Annotated in this window: 16 protein-coding genes and 1 riboswitch; of the genes, 6 read left to right on the forward strand and 10 right to left on the reverse strand. The window is 70.7% G+C overall.

Features of this window, described 5'->3' with window-relative positions; translation table 11 throughout:
• Window positions 1-39 precede the first annotated feature (39 nt).
• The 4 genes from VF632_RS01160 to VF632_RS01175 form a co-directional block, all read right to left on the reverse strand.
• Window positions 40-504, reverse strand: a complete 465-nt coding sequence (locus VF632_RS01160; protein ID WP_331021000.1) for an ExbD/TolR family protein — start codon at window positions 502-504, stop codon at window positions 40-42.
• 5 nt (window positions 505-509) lie between these two features.
• On the reverse strand, window positions 510-1,205 hold the full coding sequence (locus VF632_RS01165; protein WP_331021001.1) for a MotA/TolQ/ExbB proton channel family protein: 696 nt from the start codon (window positions 1,203-1,205) through the stop codon (window positions 510-512).
• Between the two features lie 122 nt (window positions 1,206-1,327).
• Window positions 1,328-2,101 carry an energy transducer TonB gene (locus VF632_RS01170; RefSeq protein WP_331021002.1) on the reverse strand — a complete coding sequence of 258 codons (774 nt, stop codon included), beginning with the start codon at window positions 2,099-2,101 and terminating at the stop codon, window positions 1,328-1,330.
• Window positions 2,102-2,798: 697 nt separating this feature from the next.
• Window positions 2,799-3,731, reverse strand: coding sequence for an MBL fold metallo-hydrolase (locus VF632_RS01175; protein WP_331021003.1), 933 nt, complete (start codon window positions 3,729-3,731; stop codon window positions 2,799-2,801).
• 373 nt (window positions 3,732-4,104) lie between these two features.
• On the opposite strand from VF632_RS01175, the gene VF632_RS01180 reads away from it, so the two are divergent.
• From VF632_RS01180 to VF632_RS01190, 3 genes are read left to right on the forward strand one after another with little or no spacing between them, the layout of a single operon-like run.
• The gene (locus VF632_RS01180) at window positions 4,105-5,853 is read left to right on the forward strand and encodes a GAF domain-containing sensor histidine kinase (RefSeq protein ID WP_331021004.1); all 1,749 of its coding nucleotides are present in this window, start codon (window positions 4,105-4,107) and stop codon (window positions 5,851-5,853) included.
• A 46-nt stretch (window positions 5,854-5,899) separates the two neighbouring features.
• Window positions 5,900-6,496, forward strand: coding sequence for a hypothetical protein (locus tag VF632_RS01185; RefSeq protein ID WP_331021005.1), 597 nt, complete (start codon window positions 5,900-5,902; stop codon window positions 6,494-6,496).
• Window positions 6,497-6,503: 7 nt separating this feature from the next.
• Entirely contained in the window at window positions 6,504-7,550 is a 1,047-nt protein-coding gene (locus VF632_RS01190; protein ID WP_331021006.1) for a tetratricopeptide repeat protein, read from the forward strand.
• Between the two features lie 88 nt (window positions 7,551-7,638).
• On the opposite strand, the gene VF632_RS01195 is transcribed toward VF632_RS01190, so the two are convergent.
• On the reverse strand, window positions 7,639-9,252 hold the full coding sequence (locus VF632_RS01195) for a SpoIID/LytB domain-containing protein (RefSeq protein WP_331021007.1): 1,614 nt from the start codon (window positions 9,250-9,252) through the stop codon (window positions 7,639-7,641).
• A gap of 311 nt (window positions 9,253-9,563) precedes the next feature.
• Between VF632_RS01195 and VF632_RS01200 the strand changes: the two genes are divergently transcribed.
• A complete protein-coding gene (locus tag VF632_RS01200) occupies window positions 9,564-10,250 on the forward strand; it encodes a hypothetical protein (protein ID WP_331021008.1) in 687 nt (228 codons plus the stop codon).
• Window positions 10,251-10,422: 172 nt separating this feature from the next.
• Here VF632_RS01200 and gcvP read toward each other — a convergent pair whose 3' ends face one another.
• On the reverse strand, window positions 10,423-13,305 hold the full coding sequence (gene gcvP, locus VF632_RS01205) for an aminomethyl-transferring glycine dehydrogenase (RefSeq protein WP_349263956.1): 2,883 nt from the start codon (window positions 13,303-13,305) through the stop codon (window positions 10,423-10,425).
• A 143-nt stretch (window positions 13,306-13,448) separates the two neighbouring features.
• On the opposite strand from gcvP, the gene VF632_RS01210 reads away from it, so the two are divergent.
• Both VF632_RS01210 and VF632_RS01215 read left to right on the forward strand, forming a co-directional pair.
• Window positions 13,449-14,198, forward strand: a complete 750-nt coding sequence (locus VF632_RS01210; protein ID WP_331021010.1) for a metallophosphoesterase — start codon at window positions 13,449-13,451, stop codon at window positions 14,196-14,198.
• Between the two features lie 109 nt (window positions 14,199-14,307).
• Entirely contained in the window at window positions 14,308-16,047 is a 1,740-nt protein-coding gene (locus VF632_RS01215) for an alpha/beta hydrolase (RefSeq protein WP_331021011.1), read from the forward strand.
• Here VF632_RS01215 and VF632_RS01220 read toward each other — a convergent pair.
• From VF632_RS01220 to VF632_RS01235, 4 genes are all read right to left on the reverse strand, one after another.
• On the reverse strand, window positions 16,044-16,592 hold the full coding sequence (locus tag VF632_RS01220) for a DUF2721 domain-containing protein (protein ID WP_331021012.1): 549 nt from the start codon (window positions 16,590-16,592) through the stop codon (window positions 16,044-16,046). The two genes, VF632_RS01215 and VF632_RS01220, sit on opposite strands and share 4 nt — an antisense overlap.
• Before the next feature lie 119 nt (window positions 16,593-16,711).
• On the reverse strand, window positions 16,712-17,287 hold the full coding sequence (locus VF632_RS01225; protein ID WP_331021013.1) for a M23 family metallopeptidase: 576 nt from the start codon (window positions 17,285-17,287) through the stop codon (window positions 16,712-16,714).
• An 11-nt stretch (window positions 17,288-17,298) separates the two neighbouring features.
• A riboswitch (cyclic di-GMP riboswitch) is annotated at window positions 17,299-17,395 on the reverse strand.
• A gap of 1,014 nt (window positions 17,396-18,409) precedes the next feature.
• Window positions 18,410-18,634, reverse strand: coding sequence for a hypothetical protein (locus VF632_RS01230; protein ID WP_331021014.1), 225 nt, complete (start codon window positions 18,632-18,634; stop codon window positions 18,410-18,412).
• Between the two features lie 111 nt (window positions 18,635-18,745).
• On the reverse strand, window positions 18,746-19,939 hold the full coding sequence (locus tag VF632_RS01235) for a serine hydrolase domain-containing protein (protein ID WP_331021015.1): 1,194 nt from the start codon (window positions 19,937-19,939) through the stop codon (window positions 18,746-18,748).
• Window positions 19,940-20,224 lie beyond the last annotated feature (285 nt).

Here is a 20,224-nt window from a genome sequence, read left to right on the forward strand (position 1 = left end):
CGCGGGGCCGCCGGAAGGGAGCGATTCGGCGCCGCAAGGCTACTTGCGCGTAACCTTGGCGCCCTCGGGCAGTTCGGTGATGGTGCCGATGCGGCGCACCCCGGCGTTGCGGGCCGCGTCGATCGCGCTCAGGACAACCCCGTACTGCACGCCGTTGTCGGCCTTCAGGTACAGGATGTGGTCCTCGGGGCGCTTCTGGTACTCCGTGCGAAGACGCCCCTCCAGCTGGGCCAGCGGGATCGGCCCCGGGTTGGGGACGTCCTCGATGTAGTACTTGCCCTGGTTGTCGATGCCCAGCGTGATGCGTTCTTCCTTTTCGGGCGCCGCCGTCTTGGCCTTGGGCAGCTTCGCCTCGTAGCCCAGGGCCGGGGTGACCACCATGAAGATGATCAGCAGCACCAGCATCACGTCGATCATCGGCGTCACGTTGATTTCGGAGGTCACCTCAGAGGTGATCCCCGCCACCCGTGGCAGCGGCGAGCCGCCGAAAGATCCACCCGCCATGGTGTTTAGTCTCCGTAGGAGGAGGCGCCGCCCGTAAGCTCACGGCGTGCCTGGCGCGTCATCATCCAGTCGATCATTTCGCGGCCGGCGTAGGCCAGCTCCGAGAACAGCGTGTCGAGCTTGGCCGTGAAGTAGTTGTACAGCCACACCGCGGGGATGGCCGCCACCAGGCCGATGGCCGTGGCGATCAGCGCCTCGGCGATACCGCCCGACACGGCCTCGAGGCCGCCGCCCTTTTCGGCCATGCCCATGAACGAGTTCACGATGCCCAGCGTGGTGCCCAGAAGGCCCACGAACGGGGCCGTGGAGCCGATGGTGGCAAGCACGCCCAGGCCGCTCTTCAGCTCGTTGGCCAGCAGGATCTGCTCACGCTCCACGGAGCGTTCGCACGACACGATGGCGGCGCCGGCGGCGCGGGGGTCGCCCAGCAGCGGGGCCACCTCGCGAAGCGACTCGCCCAGCACGCGGGCCACGTGGCTCTTGGGGTACTGGTCGGCGAGGGCCAGCGCCTCGGGGATGTTCTCGCTCTCCAGCGCCGCCGAGAAGGCCGGGGCGAACTGCTTGGTGGCGACCGCCATCTTGCGGAACTGCAGCCACTTCCAGATGGCCACCGTCAGCGACGCGATGCTCATCAGGATGAGGAAGATCACGATGCCACGGTTGACCATGCCCGTGTCGGCCCAAATCTTCGCAATATCCATTGTTCTACGTTCTCCTCAGCGCGCCTGCGCCTTCCAGGTTGGGTGATCCTTCCGTTCTCCCGGCGCGGCCCCCGTAGGCCGCGCCGCACCATTCGCTCGTCGTCGCCCTGCGTTGTTCGCGCTCAGCGCGAGGTCTGCCACTGGATGGGCAGCTCCACCCACACCTTCACCGGCCGGTTGTTCACCTTGGCCGGGCGGAAGCGCAGCCGCTGAACGGACCGGATGCTCGGCTCGTTGAACCCCTCGTGCGTGGAGCTCGTCACCGAGATGCTGGGCACGTCGACCGTGCCGTTCTCCAGCACGCGGAAGCGCACCTGCACCGTGCCCACCACGCCCGCGTCGCGCAGCAGCGGCGGATAGTTCCGCTCCAGCTGCCGCTGCAGCTCCTGCACGTTGGTGGGGCGGGGCTGCTCCTCTACCGCCGACAGCTCGTACGTGCCCACGTCGGGCGGGGCGGTGCGCTCTACCGTGCTCTGCTGCACGCCGCTCTCGACGCCCTTGGCCACGCCGCCTTCCTGCCCGCGCCCGGAGAAGTCTTCCTCGCTCACCGCCACCTGGTTGGTGGGGGGCGGCGCGATGGCCGGGGGCGGCTCTTCCGGGGGCGTCAGGGTCTGGAAGCCCTTCACCACCGGGGGCGGAGCCTCGGGCTCCGGCTCGGGTGGCGGCGGCTCCGGCTCCTTGGGCTTCTCGGGCTCGGGCTCCTTCTTTTCCTCCTCGGCCAGGTCCACGAGGTCGACGATCTCCTCGCGCTCCTTCTCGTTGTTCGCCGCGCCTACGCCGGCAGCCAGCAGGCCGCCCACGAGTACGACGTGGAGAATTGCCGAGACCGCCAGGTTCGTGGGCGACCAGAAGCCGGACTTCTTGCGGCCTTCCGATGCCACCAGCTTGTTGAACATTGCCCTCCTCCCCGTGGATCCTTTGAGTGCGCCGCGCCGGCGGCATTTCCTTCCGTCCGATGTTTCGAACGAACGATCACTCCTGTTTCTGACCGCCGGCCCGCGCACCTCGCGCACCGGGCCCCACCACACAGCGAACGTCTGATCGAAACCGCACGTCCCGGGCCCGGACGCGGGTGCCGGCACCAAACGCTCGCGCCTGCGGGAGGACCAGCCGCGCGAGCCCTTTCTGACAGGGTACGCCGAACAAGGTGCAGAGTACCGTTTCGCCTGTCAAGCACCGGCACCGCCCCATTGTTTCTCCCGGCCCGCCGCGGGAACCCTCCCCACGGCGTGAGGGCAACCGGTACACCCCCCCGCCAGCACCGTTTCCGCGCCGAAGTCCCGCCGCCCGCACGATTTAGCTCTTGCCGCCGGACTTCGCCCCACGCCTGCCGATGCAGGTTTCGTACGCCTGTGCCGCCGCCCCGCGCGCGGCGACATGCGGGTCTTTCCACGGCGCACCTATCACGCCTGCACGTTTCGGCTGCCTTGGTCTCGGGAGCGGCAAACCCCGCCGGCTTCCCCATCCAGCGTTGCCGGAACTGCCCATCCACGCTGAGCGCGGCTCAGTGCCCAAGCCTGTCGCCTGAAACAACCAGCCGCAGACACCCTCTTTTGAAGACGTTCATATCTCCGGGATCAGTGCGCGTCCCCATCATTCCAGGCGGGGTGTGGAGGACCGCGGATGCGCCTGCCGCAGCAGGCCGGCGGCCATCATTTCGTACGGGATGGACTCGGCGTAGCGGCGCACCAGGGCCGCGTCGCCGGTCGCCGCGAGAAGCTGGGCGTCGCCATCGGCCTGCAGCGCGGCGGCGAGCGTGGCCCGGTCGCTGGCCTCCCCTGCCCGGCGGGTCCAGTCCGAAAGCCGCGCGGCGAGGTCGTCCAGGTGCCACCCGGGGTCGGCGACGGCGCCGAAGTGCGTGAGCAGCAGCATCTCGGGCCGCAGCGCCCGCAGCCGGCCGATGCTCTCCAACCACTGGGGCGTGTCCAGGTCCGGCGGGGGCGTGGGCGGGCGCACGTGCGGCGCCCCGTCCAGCCGGATGCCGGCCACGTCGCCCGTAAAGACGAGACGCGCATCGGGGTCGTGAAACGCCAGGTGGTGGCTGGCGTGCCCCGGCGTGTACAGCGCCACCAGCGTGCGCCCGCCCACGCGAACGGCCTCGCCGTCCGCGAGAACGTGAATGCGGTCGCGGGGCACCGGGAGCATGGTTCCCCACATCTCGTCCATGCGGTCGCCGTACAGCCGGGCGGCGCTGGCCAGCAGGCGCGAGGGGTCTTCCAGGTGCGGCGCGCCCAGGCCGTGGACGTAGATCCGCGCCTGGGGCGCGATCCGCGCGAGCTGGCCCGCGCCCGCGGCGTGGTCCAGGTGCACGTGGGTCAGGAGCAGGTGCGTGAGGCGGGCGGGATCGTGCCCCGCGGCGCGGACGCCCGCGAGCAGCGTTTCAAGCGTGGAGGCAGGCCCGGCCTCCACCAGCGCCAGGTCGCTCCCGTCCGCCACCAGGTACGACGCGATGAACCCCGGCCCGCCCCAGCCGTGGTCGATACGGGTGATCCCCGCGGCCTCCTCGTGAATCGCAGCTTTCTCCACGCCCCTCTCCCCTGTTGCGCATGCGAAGTGTGCCCGGGCGGAATCTAGGCGGCCCACGACGGCAGGGCGAATGACATCGGCGTCGATCGCCCGAAGCTACCCGCGATCGACGTCGGGGACTTCACATAGGGGCGCGCGTCGCACCGGCACCCGGAATCGCGGCTCCTGATACACGTCTTTTATCGTCATTCGGCGCACACCCGGCCAGGATCTCCCGGCGTCCCCAGGCGCGCGGCGTGAACACCGCGAAAGTCACTTGTTTTTCCGCGGTGACAACCCTATCCTCCTTGGCTGAAGGACGCGCGTTCTCGCCCCAGGGATCACCAACCCGACTGGTCCCGTCCCGACGTAATCAGCGAACCCTTTCCGCGCCATGGACTTCCATTTCGCCGCGCTGCAGGCGTGCGCGAGCGACGACCCCACCTCGGCGTTCGCGGCCGCGGTGGGCGCGTTCGATCCCCCGGAGGCGTTGTTCTGCGCCGCGTGGGCCGAGGCGGACGGAACCCTGGTGGCCGCGCATCCTGACGCCACCCCCTTCTCTGCCGAGCTGCTGGAGCTGGCCGCCCGCGCCGTCCGGGCCGAGGTGTTTCCCCTGCGGTCGCTGAGCCCCGTGCTGGCGGCGCGCTTTCCCGATGCCGAGCTGCTGCTGCTTCCGGTGTCCGCGGGGCAGGAGGGGCGCGGCGGCGTGCTGCTGGTGGCACGCGAGGGTGCGCTGGGAGACGACCCGTCGTCGTGGGCGGTGGTGGGCGCCGCGCTCGCCCGGACGGCGGCGCGCGCCGAGGTCCTGCTTTCCACGCAGCGCGAGTGCAGCCGGCTGCGCACCCGGGCGGAGGAGATCGAGGCGCTGGACGTGCTGGGGCTGGCGGCCAACCGCACGCTGGACCCCGACGAGGTAGTGTCGCTCGTCGCGCGGTTCAGCCGTACCCTGCTGGGCGCGGACTACGTGGCGGTGATCACGGGCGAGGCGGGGCTGCCGGGGGAGCGGTCGGGCATCGGCCTGCGGGGCGACGAGCCCTGGCCCGCCGACGAGCCACTGGCCGCCTCCGTGGTACGTTCGGGGAAGCCGGTGTACGTAGGACAGGCCGATTCGCCGCGGGTGGAGCAGTTTCCCTTTCACGCCGCGCAGGGGATGCAAGCGGGGCTGGGGGTGCCCCTTTCGCTGTTCGGCGAAACCTTCGGCGCGCTGATCGTGGGCTATCGCGCTCCCTACGGGGTCACCCGCCAGGACACGCGGCTGGCGGTGACGCTGGCCCGCAACGCGGCGGTGGCCATCAGCAACGCCCGCCTTCACCGGGCGGTGGCGTCGCGCTCGCGCGAGCTGGAGGCGGCGTACGCGCAGCTTTCGGAGCTGTCGCGGGTCAAGGAGCGGTTCTTCGCCACCATGAGCCACGAGCTGCGCACGCCCATCAACGCGGTGAAGGGCTACAGCGACCTGCTGCTGGACGGCCTGGGCGGCGAGCTGATGCCCCAGGCGCGGCGATACGTGGAGCACTCGCGCACGGCGGCGCTCTCGCTGCTGTCGCTGATCAACGACCTGCTGGACTTCGCCAAGATCGAGGCCGGCAAGATGGAGGTGGCGCGCGACCCGGTCAGCGTCCGCGAGATGGTGTCGCAGTCGGTGGCCGTGGTGGAGCCCATGGCGCGGCAGAAGGGGCTGCGGGTGGACACCGGTCCGCTGGAGGGGCTTCCCATCCTTCACACCGACCGCAAGCGGGTGGTGCAGGTGCTCACCAACCTGCTTTCGAACGCGGTGAAGTTCACCGACGCGGGGAGCGTCACCGTGTCCGCCCGGCACCTCGCCGAAGAGGCGGAGGAGCACGGTGCCTCGGAGCCGCGCTGGTGGCTGGAGCTTCGCGTGGCCGACACGGGCCGGGGGATCGCCCCGGGCGACCTGGACCGCGTGTTCGCCGAGTACGAGCAGGTGGCCGGCTCCGACGGCACGGGGCTGGGGCTGCCCATCTCCCGCAAGCTGGCCCGGCTGCTGGGCGGCGAGCTGTCGGTGGAGAGCGACCTGGGCGTGGGCTCCACCTTCGTGCTGCGCGTCCCGGCGCCGCCCCCACGTGCCGTCCCCCAACCGGCGACCGCACGCCCCCTTTCCGTGCCCCATCCCGCGTCTCCCTGACGCGGGCGCAGTTCATCTTCCCATCCTTTCGATTGGAGACACCAGAATGCATCAGTACCCCCTGTTCCGCCGCGTCACCGCCTCGCTCCTCGCCTTCGCCCTGCTGGCCTCGTGCTCCGCCCCGGAAGGCGACACCAAGGCGGGCGCCGACGCCTCGGCCGCGAAGGTGGCCGCCCCGGAGGCCCAGGCCCAGGGAGGAGGCGGCCGGTTCGCGAAGGCCATCCAGAACCTGGCCACGACCAAGATCGTAACGTGCAACGGCAACGGGTTCTTCCCCCAGGACAGCGTCGTCTTCGTGGTCGACAGCACGATCAGCACGAACGACACGACGTTCAACGTACCGGGCGGGCACGCTCTCTACCTGCCGATGAACGCCGTCTCTGCGGGGACCCAGTTCGTGGTCAAGCAGGCCATGCCGGACACGGCCGCCGTGAACGTGCGGACGATTCCCGAGCCGGTGGCCTACGATACACTGGTGTCGCTCACGGTGAACTACGCCATGTGCAACTTCGGCGCGGACACCAGCAAGACCCTGTTCCGCGACTCGGCCAGCCACCTTTCGCCGGTCGGCAACGCGAATCGCAACAAGAAGGTCACCGCGTGGCTGGAGCACTTCAGCATCTACATCGTGGGCGGAAACTGAGGAATCGGTGAACGCGACCGCACCGCCCAGCGGGCACGACGCCGTCGCCGCGCTGGGGCGGAGTGCCGCCGCGCTTGAGCAGCGCGGCGATTGGGAGGGTGCGGCTCGCGGTTTCTCGGCGCAATTCCGCCTCGCCGCCGCCGAGCGCGCGATGGACGAGCTGGTGAACGCCATCCGGGGCGGCGCGCGGGTCCGCTACCGGCAGGGCCGGCACGACGAGGCCGAGGAGCTGGCGCTGCTGGGTGAGGAGATGTCGCGGGCGCTCGGGATGCCCCGTGCGGCGGCGCGGGCCCTGAACGTCCGCGCGCTGATCCGGTACTCGCTGCGCGACCTGGAGGGTGCCGCGGTGCTCTACGCGCAGGCCCTCGAAGAGGCGCGCCAGGTGCGCGACGACGAGCTGATCGGCCTGGTGTGCCAGAACCTGGGCGTGATCGCCAACATCCAGGGAGACCTGCTGGAGGCGCGGGCGCTGTACCTGGAGAGCATCGCGGCGTCGCTGCGGTCGGGTGACAAGGCCGCGGCCATCGGGGCCTACGCCAACCTGGGGGCGGTGTGCTCGGACCTGCGCGACTGGCTGGAGTCGGAGCTGTACTTCGAGCACGCCATCGAGCTGGCGGAGATGCAGGGACACCGGCCCCACCTGGCCCGGATGCGGGTGGCGGTGGCCGAGCCGCTGATCCACATGGGCGAGTTCAGCCGTGCGCGGCTGTCGCTGGACGCAGCCGAGCGCATGCTGGACGAGCTGGAAGACGCGGAGCTGGCCGTGGGGATCCGGCGAATCCGGGCCACCCTGGCCCGCGCGGAGGGCGACCACGATGCCGCGGACGACCACCTGCGGCAGGGTTTGGACGCGGCGGAGCGAGGAGGCTACGGGCTCGAGGCAGCGGAAACCCTCGCGGAATGGGCGCGGCTGCGCTGGGCTCAGGAGCGGCACGCGGAGGCGCACACCTTTGCCGCGGCGGCGCGGCAGCGGTTCCGGGCCGTGGGGGCGCGGCGTGAGGTGGATGAGATGGAGCGGCTGCTGGCGGGGTGGGAAGGCGGGGAGCCGGAATAGAGGCACCGGCCCGACGGCAGACCGGCGGATGCGCGAAGGGCGCGGGGGAGTTCCCCCGCGCCCTTCGCTTCGTCCCTCCCTGCCCGGCTCAGTACCAGGTGGCCAGGTCGATGCCCTGGTAGTAGTGCTTGAGGATCTCGTCGTACGTGGCGCCCTTATCGGCCATGCCCACGGCGCCCGTCTGGCACAGGCCCACTCCGTGGCCCCAGCCGCCGCCGAACGCCTCGAAGCCGGCGACCTCGCCCGTCCTGCGGTCGATCACGGGCTCGATGATGAAGAGCGTGCTCAGCAGGCTCGTGGGCGTGCCGCTGGCGTTGACGTACTTGAGCGAGGTGCGGATGTGGTCCTTGGTGTCGTAGAACGTTCCCGCCTCGGTCACGTACTCGATGGTCTTCACCCGGCCGCTGTTGGAGCGCTCCAGCACGTTGATCGCCGTCACCTTGCCCACGTCCTGCCCGGCGTAGAGGGAGATGACCTCCGAGATCTCCTCGGCCGTCCACTCGAAGCTCCAGCGGTGGTAGCGCGACCAGTCGGACTCGTAGTCGCCGTTCTTCTTGCCGCGCAGCGAGTTGGCGTTGGGGCTGCGGCGGATTTCGTCGAGCACGTGCTCGGAATTGCCGTGCTGGCGGTCGCGCACGCCGCGCAGGTACGCGATGGGCGCGGAGTTGTACACGTCCTCGTTGTTGGCCGTCACGCCGCCGCTGGTGCTGCTGAACAGGGCCGCGATCAGCTTGCCCTCGTGCGTGGCGACGACGGCGCGCGTCTCGTCCACCGCCTGCGTGCTCAGCGGGTGCTCGGCGCTGTAGCCGCCGTACACCTGGTCGCTGGTGGTGGGCAGCAGGTCGTAGCCGTCGGCGGCGCGCTTGCCCAGGCCGCTGAGCGCGTAGGTGCGGGCCGCCACGGCCTGCGCCTTTTGCGCCTCGAGCTCCGGCCACACGGTGGGCGGCAGCTCGCGCGGCACCACGCCGTACAGGTAGTCCTCGATGTGCACCTCGTTGATGCCCGCCAGCGTGCCCGCGCTGTTGCGGCGCACCTCGGCCACGCCGCGGTAGCGCGCCGTGCCGATGGTGACCAGCCCGTCGGACGAGGTGAAGCCCACCGGCCCGTTGCTGGTGGCCGTCTGCGAGCCCGCGGTCACCTTGTACTGGGTGATGCCCGTGGTGGTGGTGACCAGCTTCCAGAACGCGTCGCTGGCGGCCAGCCCCTGCGCGATCACCTGGTTGCGGTAGGTGTTCCGGATCCCGAAGGCCGCGTTCGAGGCGAAGTCGCCCAGGTACAGGCGCGTGCACGTGGGGATCACCTCCGTCATGGTGGCGTGCCCCAGCGCCTCCGCCTGCCCCTTCTTCGCGTCGACCGCGGCGGCGCTGCCGCACATCACCTGCAGCCGATACCGCGTGACGCTTACGCTTCCCGCCTGCAGCGTGACCGTAGCCTGCACCCCGCCCACGCCCGACAGCAGCGTGGCGCCGTTGCCCTTGTCGGTGACGGTCCACCCGGCGGCGCTGCCCAGCGTCACCGTGGTGGCGGTGGGCACCACGCCGATGCGAATGTTGCCGTTGAAGGCCTGCGCCGAAACCTCGTCGAACGAGGGCGCGCCGGCGGTCGCCGAGGGACCCGTCGGGTCGCGGTCGGCGCAGGCACCCAGCACGAGGGCGAGCGCCGCGGCGGAGAGCATCCGCCAGTTGTTGGGAAGTCGGTTCACAGGTTGCCGTGGGGGTGCGGGTGGGGTGCGCGGCGCGGGGGGGCGCGCCCAAAAGACGACGATCACGTACACACTTCGGCGGCCGTTTGTCAACCAGCGCGTGCGCCGGATGGCGGAAACCATGTGCAAGTGGGCGGCAAATCCGCGAAAACTCCCTAGGCCCGCGGTCCTGCCATCCGACGGCACGGCGCCTGGAGAGCGCCCGCCCGACCTCCGGCAAGCGCAGTACGTCCTGATGCACCCGGGAGTCGCGCGGGCTATGTTGTCACGCGCCCTGGCGCGTCACCATTCCCCCACGCCGCGGGATCACGATGAACGGAGCTGCCCGGTGGGGCGCGGCGCTGCTGCTGCTGCCGATGCTGTCGGGGTGCATGGTCCTGCTCGGGCCCTTCGTTCCCGGGTGGCGGCTGAGCACGACCGAGGCGACGATCGTGGACATCAGGGGCGCAATCCACGCATTCGAGCGTGAGCACCAGGCGGTTCCCGACAGCCTCGCCCAGCTTTGCCCGCCGCCCGGAACGAGCGCCTGCCCGCCCGGGGACTCCAGGGACGGGTGGGGGACGAGGCTCGTCTATCGCAGGCTGAACGGCAGCAGCTACGAGCTGCGCTCCGCCGGCCCTGACCGGCGGCCGTTCACCGGCGACGACGTCGTGGTCAACCGCGCCGAGGAAGAGGCTGCCGTCGAGCGGCTCCAGGGCTGCTACGATCTCGCGTCCGGCCATCTCCTGGTCGGGGGGCGCAGGCTGGTGCTGAGTCCCGCGGAGAGGGGCCCCGGCTCCTTCCGCGTGCACCTGGAATTGCCGGGGTATCGCGAGCCCTCCTGGGAAGTGAATCCTCCGGACCGCGTCCGCGTGTACTGGCGCGAGCAGCATTCCGGCCTCGTGATGGACCTCGCCGCCGCGGACGAGGGCCTGCGCGGAACCGTCTTCCGGGTGTCTCCGTCAGGGCGTGGGCCCGGTACGGAAATGGTCGCGCGCCGCGCCGCCTGCACCCCGTAGCCCGGGGCGGCCGGACGGCCGCCGTATGACGACGAACCGCCGCCTCCGGATGCCGGGGCGGCGGTTCTTCTTCCTGAAAGTCCAAGAGCCAGAAACGGGGCCTCACCTAGAGCCGCAGAGCAGCAGAGAAGTTCTCTCTGCGACTCTGCGTCTCTGCGTGAGGCCGCAGTCCTCAGACCTGGGCGTACATGTCTACCGGGGGGCAGCTGCACACCAGGTTGCGGTCGCCCGCTGCGTTGTTCACGCGCGCCACGGCCGGCCAGAACTTGCGATCGCGCACCCAGGCCAGCGGGAACGCCGCGCGCTGCCTCCCGTAGCCGTGCGCCCACTCGTCGCCCGTGACGGCGGCGGCGGTGTGCGGGGCGTGCTTCAGCGGGTTGTCGCGGCGGTCCAGGATGCCCAGCTCGATCTCGCGGATCTCCTCGCGAATGCTGATCATCGCCTCGCAGAACCGGTCGATCTCGGCCAGCGACTCGCTTTCCGTCGGCTCGATCATCATCGTCCCCGCCACGGGGAAGGAGACGGTGGGCGCGTGGAAGCCGTAGTCCATCAGCCGCTTGGCCACGTCCTCCACCTCCACCCCCGACGGCCCCTTCAGCTGGCGCAGGTCGATGATGCACTCGTGCGCCACCGTGCCGTTGGCGCCCTGGTACAGCACCGGGTAGTGCTCCCGCAGCCGCCGGGCGACGTAGTTGGCGTTCAGGATGGCCACCTTGGTGGCGTGCGTCAGCCCCTCGGCGCCCATCAGCTTGATGTAGATGTACGAGATGGGCAGGATGCTGGGGCTGCCCCACGGCGCCGCCGAAATCGTGCGCGTTTCGCCCTGCCCCACCGGGATCACCGGGTGGCCGGGAAGGAAGGGGGCAAGGTGCTCCGCCACGCAGATGGGCCCCATCCCCGGGCCGCCGCCGCCGTGGGGGATGCAAAACGTCTTGTGCAGGTTCAGGTGGCACACGTCAGCGCCGAAGTCGCCCGGGCGGCAGAGGCCCACCTGCGCGTTCATGTTGGCGCCGTCCATGTACACCTGCCCACCGTGCCCGTGCACGATGTCGCAGATTTCGCGGATGGCCTCTTCGAACACGCCGTGCGTGGACGGATAGGTGACCATCAGCGCGGCCAGGTCGTCGGCGTGCTCGTCGGCCTTCTTGCGCAGGTCGTCAATGTCGACGTTGCCGTTGGCGTCCGTGGCCACCACCAGCACCTTCATCCCCGCCATCACCGCCGACGCGGGGTTGGTGCCGTGCGCCGACTGGGGGATCAGGCAGACGTTGCGCTTGCCCTGGCCCTTGGCCTCCAGGTACTCGCGGATCACCAGCAGCCCCGCGAACTCGCCCTGCGAGCCGGCATTGGGCTGCAGCGACACGGAATGGAAGCCGGTGATCTCGGCCAGGTCGCTTTCCAGCTGGCGGAACATCTCCAGGTAGCCCTCGATCTGCTCGCGCGGGGCGAACGGGTGGATGCGGCCCACCTCCGACCAGGAGACGGGCATCATCTCTACCGTGGCGTTCAGCTTCATGGTGCACGACCCCAGCGGGATCATGCTGTGCGTCAGCGACAGGTCGCGGCTTTCCAGCGAGCGGATGTACCGCAGCATCTCCGTTTCGGAGTGGTAGCGGTTGAACACCGGGTGCCCCAGGATGGCGCTGGAGCGGCGGAACCCGTCCGCGATCCCCGACGACAGGCCGCCCAGCAGCTCGTCCACCGTGAACGGCAGGGCCGAGCCGCGGTTCAGCGCGATCAGCACCTCTTCCACGTCTTCCACCCCCGTCGTCTCGTCCACCGCCACGCAGATGGACGACTCGTCGTAGCCGCGCAGGTTGATGCCCCGGTCGCGCGCGGCGGCCAGGATGCCGCCCACCCGCGTGCCCACGTCGATGCGCACCGTGTCGAAGAACACGTCGTGGACGATGCGGTAGTTCAGCCGCTCGGCGCCGGCGGCCAGCAGCTCGGCCAGGGTGTGCGTCCGCTCGGCGATGTCGCGCAGCCCGTTGGGCCCGTGATAGACGGCGTACATCCCCGCCATCACCGCCAGCAGCACCTGCGCCGTGCAGATGTTGCTCGTCGCCTTTTCGCGGCGGATGTGCTGCTCGCGCGTCTGCAGCGCCATGCGCAGCGCGGGGTTGCCGTCCGCGTCGGTCGACACGCCGATGATGCGGCCGGGGATCTGGCGCTTGTACTCGTCGCGGCAGGCGAAGTACGCCGCGTGCGGTCCGCCCATCCCCAGCGGCACGCCGAAGCGCTGCGTGGTCCCCACCGCCATGTCGGCGCCCCACTCCCCCGGCGGGGTCAGCAGGACGAGCGACAGCAGGTCGGCCGCGGCGACGACGACGATGTTCTCTTCCCGCGCGCGCTGCGTGAACGGGCGGTAGTCGATCACCTCGCCGTCCGTGGCCGGATACTGCAGGAGCACGCCGAACACGGGCTGGGTGAAGTCGAACGTCTCGTGGTCGCCCACGACGATGTCGAAGCCGCGGGCCCAGGCGCGCGTCTTCACCACCTCGATGGTCTGCGGATGGCAGAGCTGCGAGATGAAGAAGGTGTTGCGGTTCTCGGCCCCGGCGATGCCGTACGCCATGGCCATGGCCTCGGCCGCGGCGGTGCCCTCGTCCAGCAGCGACGCGTTGGCGATGGGGAGCCCGGTGAGGTCCACCACCATCGTCTGGAAGTTGAGCAGCGCCTCCAGCCGGCCCTGCGCGATCTCGGCCTGGTAGGGCGTGTACTGCGTGTACCAGCCCGGGTTCTCCAGGATGTTGCGCTGGATGACGGGCGGGGTGATGCAGTCGTGGTAGCCCATTCCCAGGTAGCTGCGGAACACGCGGTTGCGCGACATCAGCGCCTTGAACTCGCGCAGCATCTCGTACTCGCTGCGCTCCGGGCCCAGCGCCAGCGGCCGGTCCAGGCGGATGGAGGCCGGCACGGTGGCGTCCACCAGCTCGTCGAGCGAACCATAGCCCAGCGCCTGCAGCATCGTCGCGATCTCGTCGCCGCCGGGGCCCACGTGGCGGCGAACGAAGGTGTCCGTATGCGTAAGTGACGATCTATCCACGATATGCATCCGTATCGGTGTTTGCGGAAAAGCCGCGCCAATGTATCGCCTCCGTACCCCGAAGGCAAAGGGAGGAGCCGCTTCCCGGCGCGGCCCGCCGGTGTTTTCTTTCCATCCACGGTCCCTGACGCCTGCCGCCCCCGCCGGTCACGATGAAGATTCACCTGCTGAGCGACCTGCACACGGAGTTCGCGCCCTTCCAGCCGCCGGCCACGGACGCCGACGTCATCGTCCTCGCGGGTGACGTGGGCGTGGGCACGCGCGGCCTGCCCGCCATCCGCGAATGGTTTCCGGATCGTCCCGTCGTCTACGTGGCGGGAAACCATGAGTTCTACCGCGAGACCATCCCGCGGCTGCATGAAAAGCTGGCGGCGGAGACGGAGGGGTCCGACATCCACTACCTGGAGAACCGGGCGGTGGTCATCGGCGGGGCGCGCTTCCTGGGGTGCACGCTGTGGACGGACTTCGACGTCTTCGGCGAACGGGTGAGGTGCATGGCCGAGGCGCAGGTGACGATGAACGACTTTCGCGTGATCCGCGTTCTCCCGCAGTACCGCCGCTTTCACCCGAACGACGCGGCCGCCATGCACGAGCGCAGCCTCCGCTGGCTGGTCGCCGCGCTGGACGAGCCGTTCGCCGGGCCGACGGTGATCGTCACCCATCACGCGCCCAGCCTGCGCTCGTGCAACCCGGCGTATCGAAGCGACCCCGTGACGGCCGCATACGTCAGCGACCTGGAGTGGATGCTGGACGGCCGCGCCGCGCTGTGGGTGCACGGGCACACGCACCTCTGCGTGGACTACGAGATCGGCGGCACGCGCGTGGTGGCCAACCAGCGCGGGTATCCGCACGACGGCGTCGAGGGCTTCGATCCGGGACTGGTGCTGGACGTCGGCTCCTGAGCCGGCGATTCGACGGCCGTCGTTTCCCGCCCGTTCCACCCATTGCGGTGCCGCGGCATCCGACCGATCATCTTCCACGTGGTTCGTCGCCCCCCGCCCCCGCATGCCCATGACCGCTCGCCGATGGATTCCCTGTGCCGCCCTGGCGCTGGCCTGCCTCGCGGGGCCCGTGCATGCCCAGGGCGGCCTGTCGCTGCAGCCGTGCCGCCAACCGGGCCTGCCCCCCGACGCACGGTGCGGATCGCTGGTGGTCCCGGAGAACCGCGACGTGGCGGGCGGGCGGACGATCGCGCTGAACGTCGTCGTGCTCCCCGCCCGCGCGGCCCGGCGGGCGCCGGACGCGGTGGCGTTCCTGGCCGGCGGCCCGGGGCAGGGCGCCATTTCGCTGGTGGGATGGCTGGGACCGGCGTACGCCCCCCTGCGGGAAACGCGCGACATCCTGCTGGTGGATGCCCGGGGCACGGGCGGCTCGGGACCGCTGGACTGCACGCTTCACGAACGGCTGGACCCGCAGTCGCTGGTCGGCAGCTTCCTTCCCGCGGACGCGGTGCGGCGCTGCCGCGAGCAGCTGTCGGCCCGGGCTGACCTGTCGCGCTACACGTTGACGGAGGCGGCGCGTGACCTGGACGCGGTGCGCGCGGCGCTCGGGTACGAGCAGCTGAACCTGCACGGCGGATCGTTCGGCACGCGCGCGGCGCAGGTGTACATGCGCATGTACCCGCACCGCGTGCGGAGCGCGGTGCTGCACGGGGTTGTGACCCCCGGCATGGCGTCGCCGCAAAGCTACGCGCACGACTTCCAGGCGGCGCTGAACGGGGTGATCGCGGACTGCGCGGCCGACGCGGCGTGCGGCGCGGCGTTCCCGCGGCTGGCGGAAGAGGCGCGGGCGCTGGAGGAGCGGATGCGCGGGGGGAGCGCCACGGCCACGCTGCTGGACGTGGAGGCGGGCGCGGTGCAGGTGGAGCTTTCGCGCGGCACGGTGGCCGAAACGCTCCGCAAGCTGCTGTATGCGCCCGTTTCCGCCAGCCGGCTTCCGCTGGTGGTGCACCGCGCCGCAAACGGCGACTTCGGCCTGCTGGCCCGCGAGGCCATCGGCGACCGGCGCAGGATGCAGGGCGGCGCTTCGTGGGGGCTGTTCCTGGCGGTCACCTGCAGCGAGGACGTGCCGTTCGTGGACACCGCCGCCGCGCGGGCCACGGACGCCACGACGCTCCTGGGCGCGTACCGGGTGCGCGAGGCGGTGGCGGCGTGCGAAGGCTGGCCTCTGGCGGCGCTCCCGCCCGGCTACCGCGACCCGGTTCGCTCCGACGCCCCGGTGCTGATCATCTCCGGCGAGCGGGACCCGGTCACCGGGCCGCAGTGGGGAGAGGCGATCACCGCGCACATGCCCAACTCCGTGCACCTGGTGGTTCCGCAGGCCGCGCACATGTACGCTGGAATGCCGGGCGCGGCCTGCGTGGATTCCGCTGTCATCGGCTTCATGCGGAGCGCGGATCCGCGGGCGGTGGACACCACCTGCCTGCCGCGCATCCGGCGTCCGCCGTGGGTGCTGGAGGTGGAAACGACCCTGGCGCTGGATTCCGCCGCGCTCGCCCGCTTCGCCGGCGAGTACTCGTCCCCCGAGCCGGCCGTGCGCTTGACGGTGGAGGCGCGGCCGGGCGGGCTGCGAGCACAGCTGGGGAACGGCCCGCCGTTGTACCTGGTGGCGACGGCCCCCACCCGCTTCTACCCGGAGGGATGGCCGCCCGGGGCGACGGTGGAGTTCGTGCTGGACGACGGTGCCGTGGCCCAGGTGCTGATCACCGGCGGCGGACCTCCGATGCGGCTGGTGCCGGCGCGGCGGCCCTAGCGCCGCTTCCAGGGCCGCCGCGGGGGCGACACCAGGTTGGATGGGGGCCCCGCGGGGGCGTAGTGCGCGCCGAACTCCCTGACGAATTCCATCTCCTCGACCACGGAGGTGTAGGCGAGCCGGCTTTCCAGGATCAGCAGGAGGCTGGACCAGAACAGCAGCCCCGCGCCGCCCATTCCCAGCACCAGCGCCACCCAGGCGTAGGACCCGTCCACGGCGGCCACCAGCCCCAGCACCACGCTGGTGCCGATGAAGATGGCCGTGGCCATGTACAGCCGGCGCATGGCGCTGGTGAGCAGCTTGGCGCGCCGCGCGGTGCGCGAAAGCTGGTCGAAGAGCAGCCGCCGCTCCTCTTCCAGCATCGTGCGCTCGTCCTCGCGCGCCAGGTCTACGATGCGCTCGCTGAGGGTGCGCGTGCGGTCGATGGCGCGGCCCAGCCGGTTGGAGGTCGCCACGATCAGCGAGCTGGAGGCCAGGATCAGCACCGCGGGCGTGACCATGGCCGACAGCACGGAGAGCGTTTCGGAGAGGTTCTCGGTCTGCATCCCTTGGGAAGTGCGTGAGTGCGTGAGTGCGTTAGTGCGGGCGGAAACTCCCGCAAGCAGCACGCCCCGTCCGGTGTCCTGGACGGGGCGTTTCGTCTTCGATCAGGGCCGGACGCGGATCAGTCGCGCACCAGCAGGTCGTACGGGTTCAGGTTGCGGCCTTCCCACCACTGCGCGGGGTCGTCCAGGATGGCGACGGAAAAGTGGAGGTGGCAGTCGCCCGGCTGCGCGTTGCCCGTGTCGCCCACGAACCCGATCACCTCACCCCGCTGCACCCGCTGCCCCTCGCGCAGCCCCTGCGCGTAGGCATCCAGGTGGGCGTAGTAGTAGCGCGTGACGCCGTCTTCGTCCACCAGGTAGACGGACAGCCCGCCGCGGTCGCCCGCGTGCAGCTTGCGGACCCTGCTGTCGGCCACGGCCAGCACCGGCGTGCCGCGCGGCGCGTGGATGTCGATGGCGTGGTGGGTGCGGCCCTCGGAGCGCGACTGCCGGTAGGTGTCGCGCAGCTGCTCGGGGCGCACGCCCATCACCGGCACCAGCAGGGGGCCCGCTTCGCGCGGCTCGCTGCGTTCCAGGCGCGAGATGACGGCGGGGCTGCCCAGCAGCCGCCGCGACTGCGCTTCGGCGCGCGCGGGGAGGGCCAGGGTGGCCACGGTGAGGACGGCGAACGCGGCGTGCTTCAGGGGAAGATTCATGGGATGGTCTCGCCGGCGGCTCGACTGGCATGGCGCGGCCCACGCGGGGCTGGCTGTAGCCTCGTAGCTTTGCGTCGCCGCCTTTCGGCGGGTTTGCCGTTGTCGCTGAGGTCTCCGACCGCTGGGGCCGGGAGAGGGAACCGGGGTACCGCTGCTCCGATACTGCCGCCGATCGGGGGACCTTCGCCGGCCCGGGACTGAACGAGCGGTGCCGTGCCCGGGAGCGCGGGCGGGCGGTGCTGCGTTCACGACGTAAAGGTTGATCGGGTGGGCGCATGATAGTGCGCGCTTTCGCCTCGCGCCAGAGTCTTGGCGGTGGCTCCATAGCAGCGGATCAGCGGGGATGGGCGTAGTGCGAAAGCACGAAACGAGTTACGGGATTTTCGGCTTTCTCAAGTTGTTTCTGTGACGGGCGCGGTGGACGGTTGGCGCGGTGGACGGCCGATCAACCGGCGCGGAGCCGTTTGCGGGCGCGCGGCCGCCACATCGGGACGGGTGGGGTGGACCGACAGGCGCGGTGGACGGACGATCAACCGGCGTCAGCGTGTAGCGGATGCGCGGCCGCCGCATCGGGACGGGCGGTTGAAACCGCGGCTGGAAAGGCACGAAGTCCGCCTGCGCGGACTGCACGGGTGAGTACGGTGGTTTTGGGATGGTGCCGCTCGGGCCCTTGAATGACACATCGCTCACTCCCGTCGGCACACAGACCTGTCATCCTGAGCCCCAGGCGAGCGACACTCGCCCGCGCACGCCACCTCGCGGGGCGAAGGATCTTGCGGCGGACGCATCAGAGCCCGGGCGCGGCAGCGGCACGGATGTGTGGGCCTCGGGCGGCGCCACACGGCACCCGCAGACACGCGCAGGCACCGTTCCGCACAGTCCGCGAAGGCGGACTTCGGGCCGTGGTTGCCGCGGTTTCAACCGCCCCAGCACGGCAGCCGGCGCTCCGGCGACGGGATCCGGATGGCGGGCCGGCGTGTCGCTGCCGCGCCCAGTTTAGTGCTGATTCAGGCCAGATCCTTCGGCCCGCATAGGATGGCGTACGGGTAGGTGCGGTGCGCTCGGGCCTCTGGATGACAGATGGACGTCAGGGACGCCGTCGCACTTCCGCACTCACGAACCTCACGCACTTCCCCCCTGCTCCGGCGCCGGCTCGTGGTCCTCCATCCGGCGGCCCGTTCCGGGGATGATGCCGCCCGTCTGCTCCGTGGGGTCGGTGCGGTCGTCGGGGGAGGGGGGCGCGGGAAGGTCGGCCGCGGGGCCCAGCAGCTCGCGAAGGGCTTCCTCGTCCTGCTGCCCCGTCGGCCGAATGACGGACCCGCGGGTCCGGAGCGTTGCGCTGGGCATGTGCGTGTTCTCCCTGTCTGGGTCGCTGTCGTTCAGCTCAAAAAAGCAAACACCGCGCCCGGATGTCCGGCGCGGTGTCGCAGAGGTGCATTCGGTGGCGGCTCGTAATCCCTACCGTCCGGCCGCGCCCGTTTCGGAGCCGGGGCGCACCGCGTCGGCCACGCGGTCGTGAACGGTGCGCCGAAGCGTCTGCATGCGGTTGGGGCCCTCTTCGTAGGTGCGGTTGGCCAGCAGCACCACCCACGTGCCGCGCTCCGGGTCGATCCAGATGGAGGTTCCCGTAAAGCCGGTGTGCCCGTACGAGCGGCTGGACATGCGCGTGCCCGAGGCGCCCTGCCCGGGGCCGCTGGGCGTGTCCCACCCCAGCGCGCGCGTTCCCGTGCCCGGCTGCCGCTGGCTGAAGGCGCGCACCGTGGACTCGCGCAGCACGCGCACGCCCTCGAACTCGCCGCCGTTGGCCATCATCGCCGCGAAGCGCGCCATGTCGTGGCCGGTGCTGAACAGCCCCGCGTTGCCGGCCAAGCCGCCCAGCTTGCGCGCGATGGGATCGTGCACCCGGCCGCGGTAGGCGTCGCCCATGGGGCGGTGGGTGGATGCGCAGGCGCGGCACGCCTCGCCGTACACGTAGCTGGTGTGGTGCATGCCCAGCGGCTCGAACACGCGGCGGTCCAGCAGGCGGTACAGCGGCTCGCCCGCGGCGCGTTCGGCGGCGGCGAACAGCACCGCGAATCCCACGTCGGAGTACACCACCCGCATGCCGGGGGCGGACCGCAGCTGCACGTTCAGCAGGCGGCGCAGCGACTCTTCGGGCGTGCTGCCTCCCAGCTCCACCCAGTCGGGGAGCCCCGACGTGTGCGTCAGCAGGTGGCGGATGGTGACGCGGTCCTTGTTTCCGCCGCGGAACTCCGGCAGGTACGCCGATACGGGCTCGTCCAGCCGCATCAGGCCGTCTTCCACCAGCAGCATCACCGCCGTGGTGGTGCCCACCACCTTGGACAGCGAGGCCAGGTCGTACACCGTGGTTTCCGGATCCACCTCGCCCTCGCCGCGTCCCGTGCGGCCCAGGCCCTCCTCCAGCACCACGCGACCCCAGCGGCCCACCGACAGGCTGGCCCCGGGAAAGGAGCCGCGCTGGATCTCGTCGCGCACCGCGTCTTCGGCGCGGATCAGCGCGCTGGCGCTGAAGCCCGCCGCGGCGGCGGACGATAGCTCGTGGCGCGCCGAGCGGTCGGGCGGCACGGTGGTGTCCGGAGGCGTCGCCGCGGAAAACGCGGCTACGAACGCGAGCAGGGCGGGATACGGCATGCGGACCTGCTTGGTCTTGGGAAACGGTACTGCACCGCGGAGTGGGACTTCGACAGTAATGCGGTTCGGAGTGGCTGTCAAGAAACTCGACTTACGAGGGTCATGTCGCTTCACCCGTTTGGGGGGATCAGCCAGGCAGGGCGCAGGAAACATCTGCTACATGAACACCTGTCATACGGGCTGGATCAATGTCTTGACATTGCGCCATCGAACCGCGTAAGTGAATATCGCGCAACGAGATGAACGCGATCGGGCATCTACTTTCGTCCGTGGCTCGGCGGGTGG

Source organism: Longimicrobium sp. (genome assembly GCF_036388275.1).
Lineage (GTDB): Bacteria > Gemmatimonadota > Gemmatimonadetes > Longimicrobiales > Longimicrobiaceae > Longimicrobium.

Coding starts and splice junctions, on each gene's coding strand:
- VF632_RS01185 (WP_331021005.1), top strand. CDS start 5,900: ATGCATCAGTACCCCCTGTTCCGCCGCGTCACCGCCTCGCTCCTCGCC.
- VF632_RS01165 (WP_331021001.1), bottom strand. CDS start 1,205: ATGGATATTGCGAAGATTTGGGCCGACACGGGCATGGTCAACCGTGGC.
- VF632_RS01210 (WP_331021010.1), top strand. CDS start 13,449: ATGAAGATTCACCTGCTGAGCGACCTGCACACGGAGTTCGCGCCCTTC.
- VF632_RS01180 (WP_331021004.1), top strand. CDS start 4,105: ATGGACTTCCATTTCGCCGCGCTGCAGGCGTGCGCGAGCGACGACCCC.
- VF632_RS01235 (WP_331021015.1), bottom strand. CDS start 19,939: ATGCCGTATCCCGCCCTGCTCGCGTTCGTAGCCGCGTTTTCCGCGGCG.
- VF632_RS01170 (WP_331021002.1), bottom strand. CDS start 2,101: ATGTTCAACAAGCTGGTGGCATCGGAAGGCCGCAAGAAGTCCGGCTTC.
- VF632_RS01230 (WP_331021014.1), bottom strand. CDS start 18,634: ATGCCCAGCGCAACGCTCCGGACCCGCGGGTCCGTCATTCGGCCGACG.
- VF632_RS01225 (WP_331021013.1), bottom strand. CDS start 17,287: ATGAATCTTCCCCTGAAGCACGCCGCGTTCGCCGTCCTCACCGTGGCC.
- VF632_RS01220 (WP_331021012.1), bottom strand. CDS start 16,592: ATGCAGACCGAGAACCTCTCCGAAACGCTCTCCGTGCTGTCGGCCATG.
- VF632_RS01200 (WP_331021008.1), top strand. CDS start 9,564: ATGAACGGAGCTGCCCGGTGGGGCGCGGCGCTGCTGCTGCTGCCGATG.
- gcvP (WP_349263956.1), bottom strand. CDS start 13,305: ATGCATATCGTGGATAGATCGTCACTTACGCATACGGACACCTTCGTT.
- VF632_RS01215 (WP_331021011.1), top strand. CDS start 14,308: ATGACCGCTCGCCGATGGATTCCCTGTGCCGCCCTGGCGCTGGCCTGC.
- VF632_RS01160 (WP_331021000.1), bottom strand. CDS start 504: ATGGCGGGTGGATCTTTCGGCGGCTCGCCGCTGCCACGGGTGGCGGGG.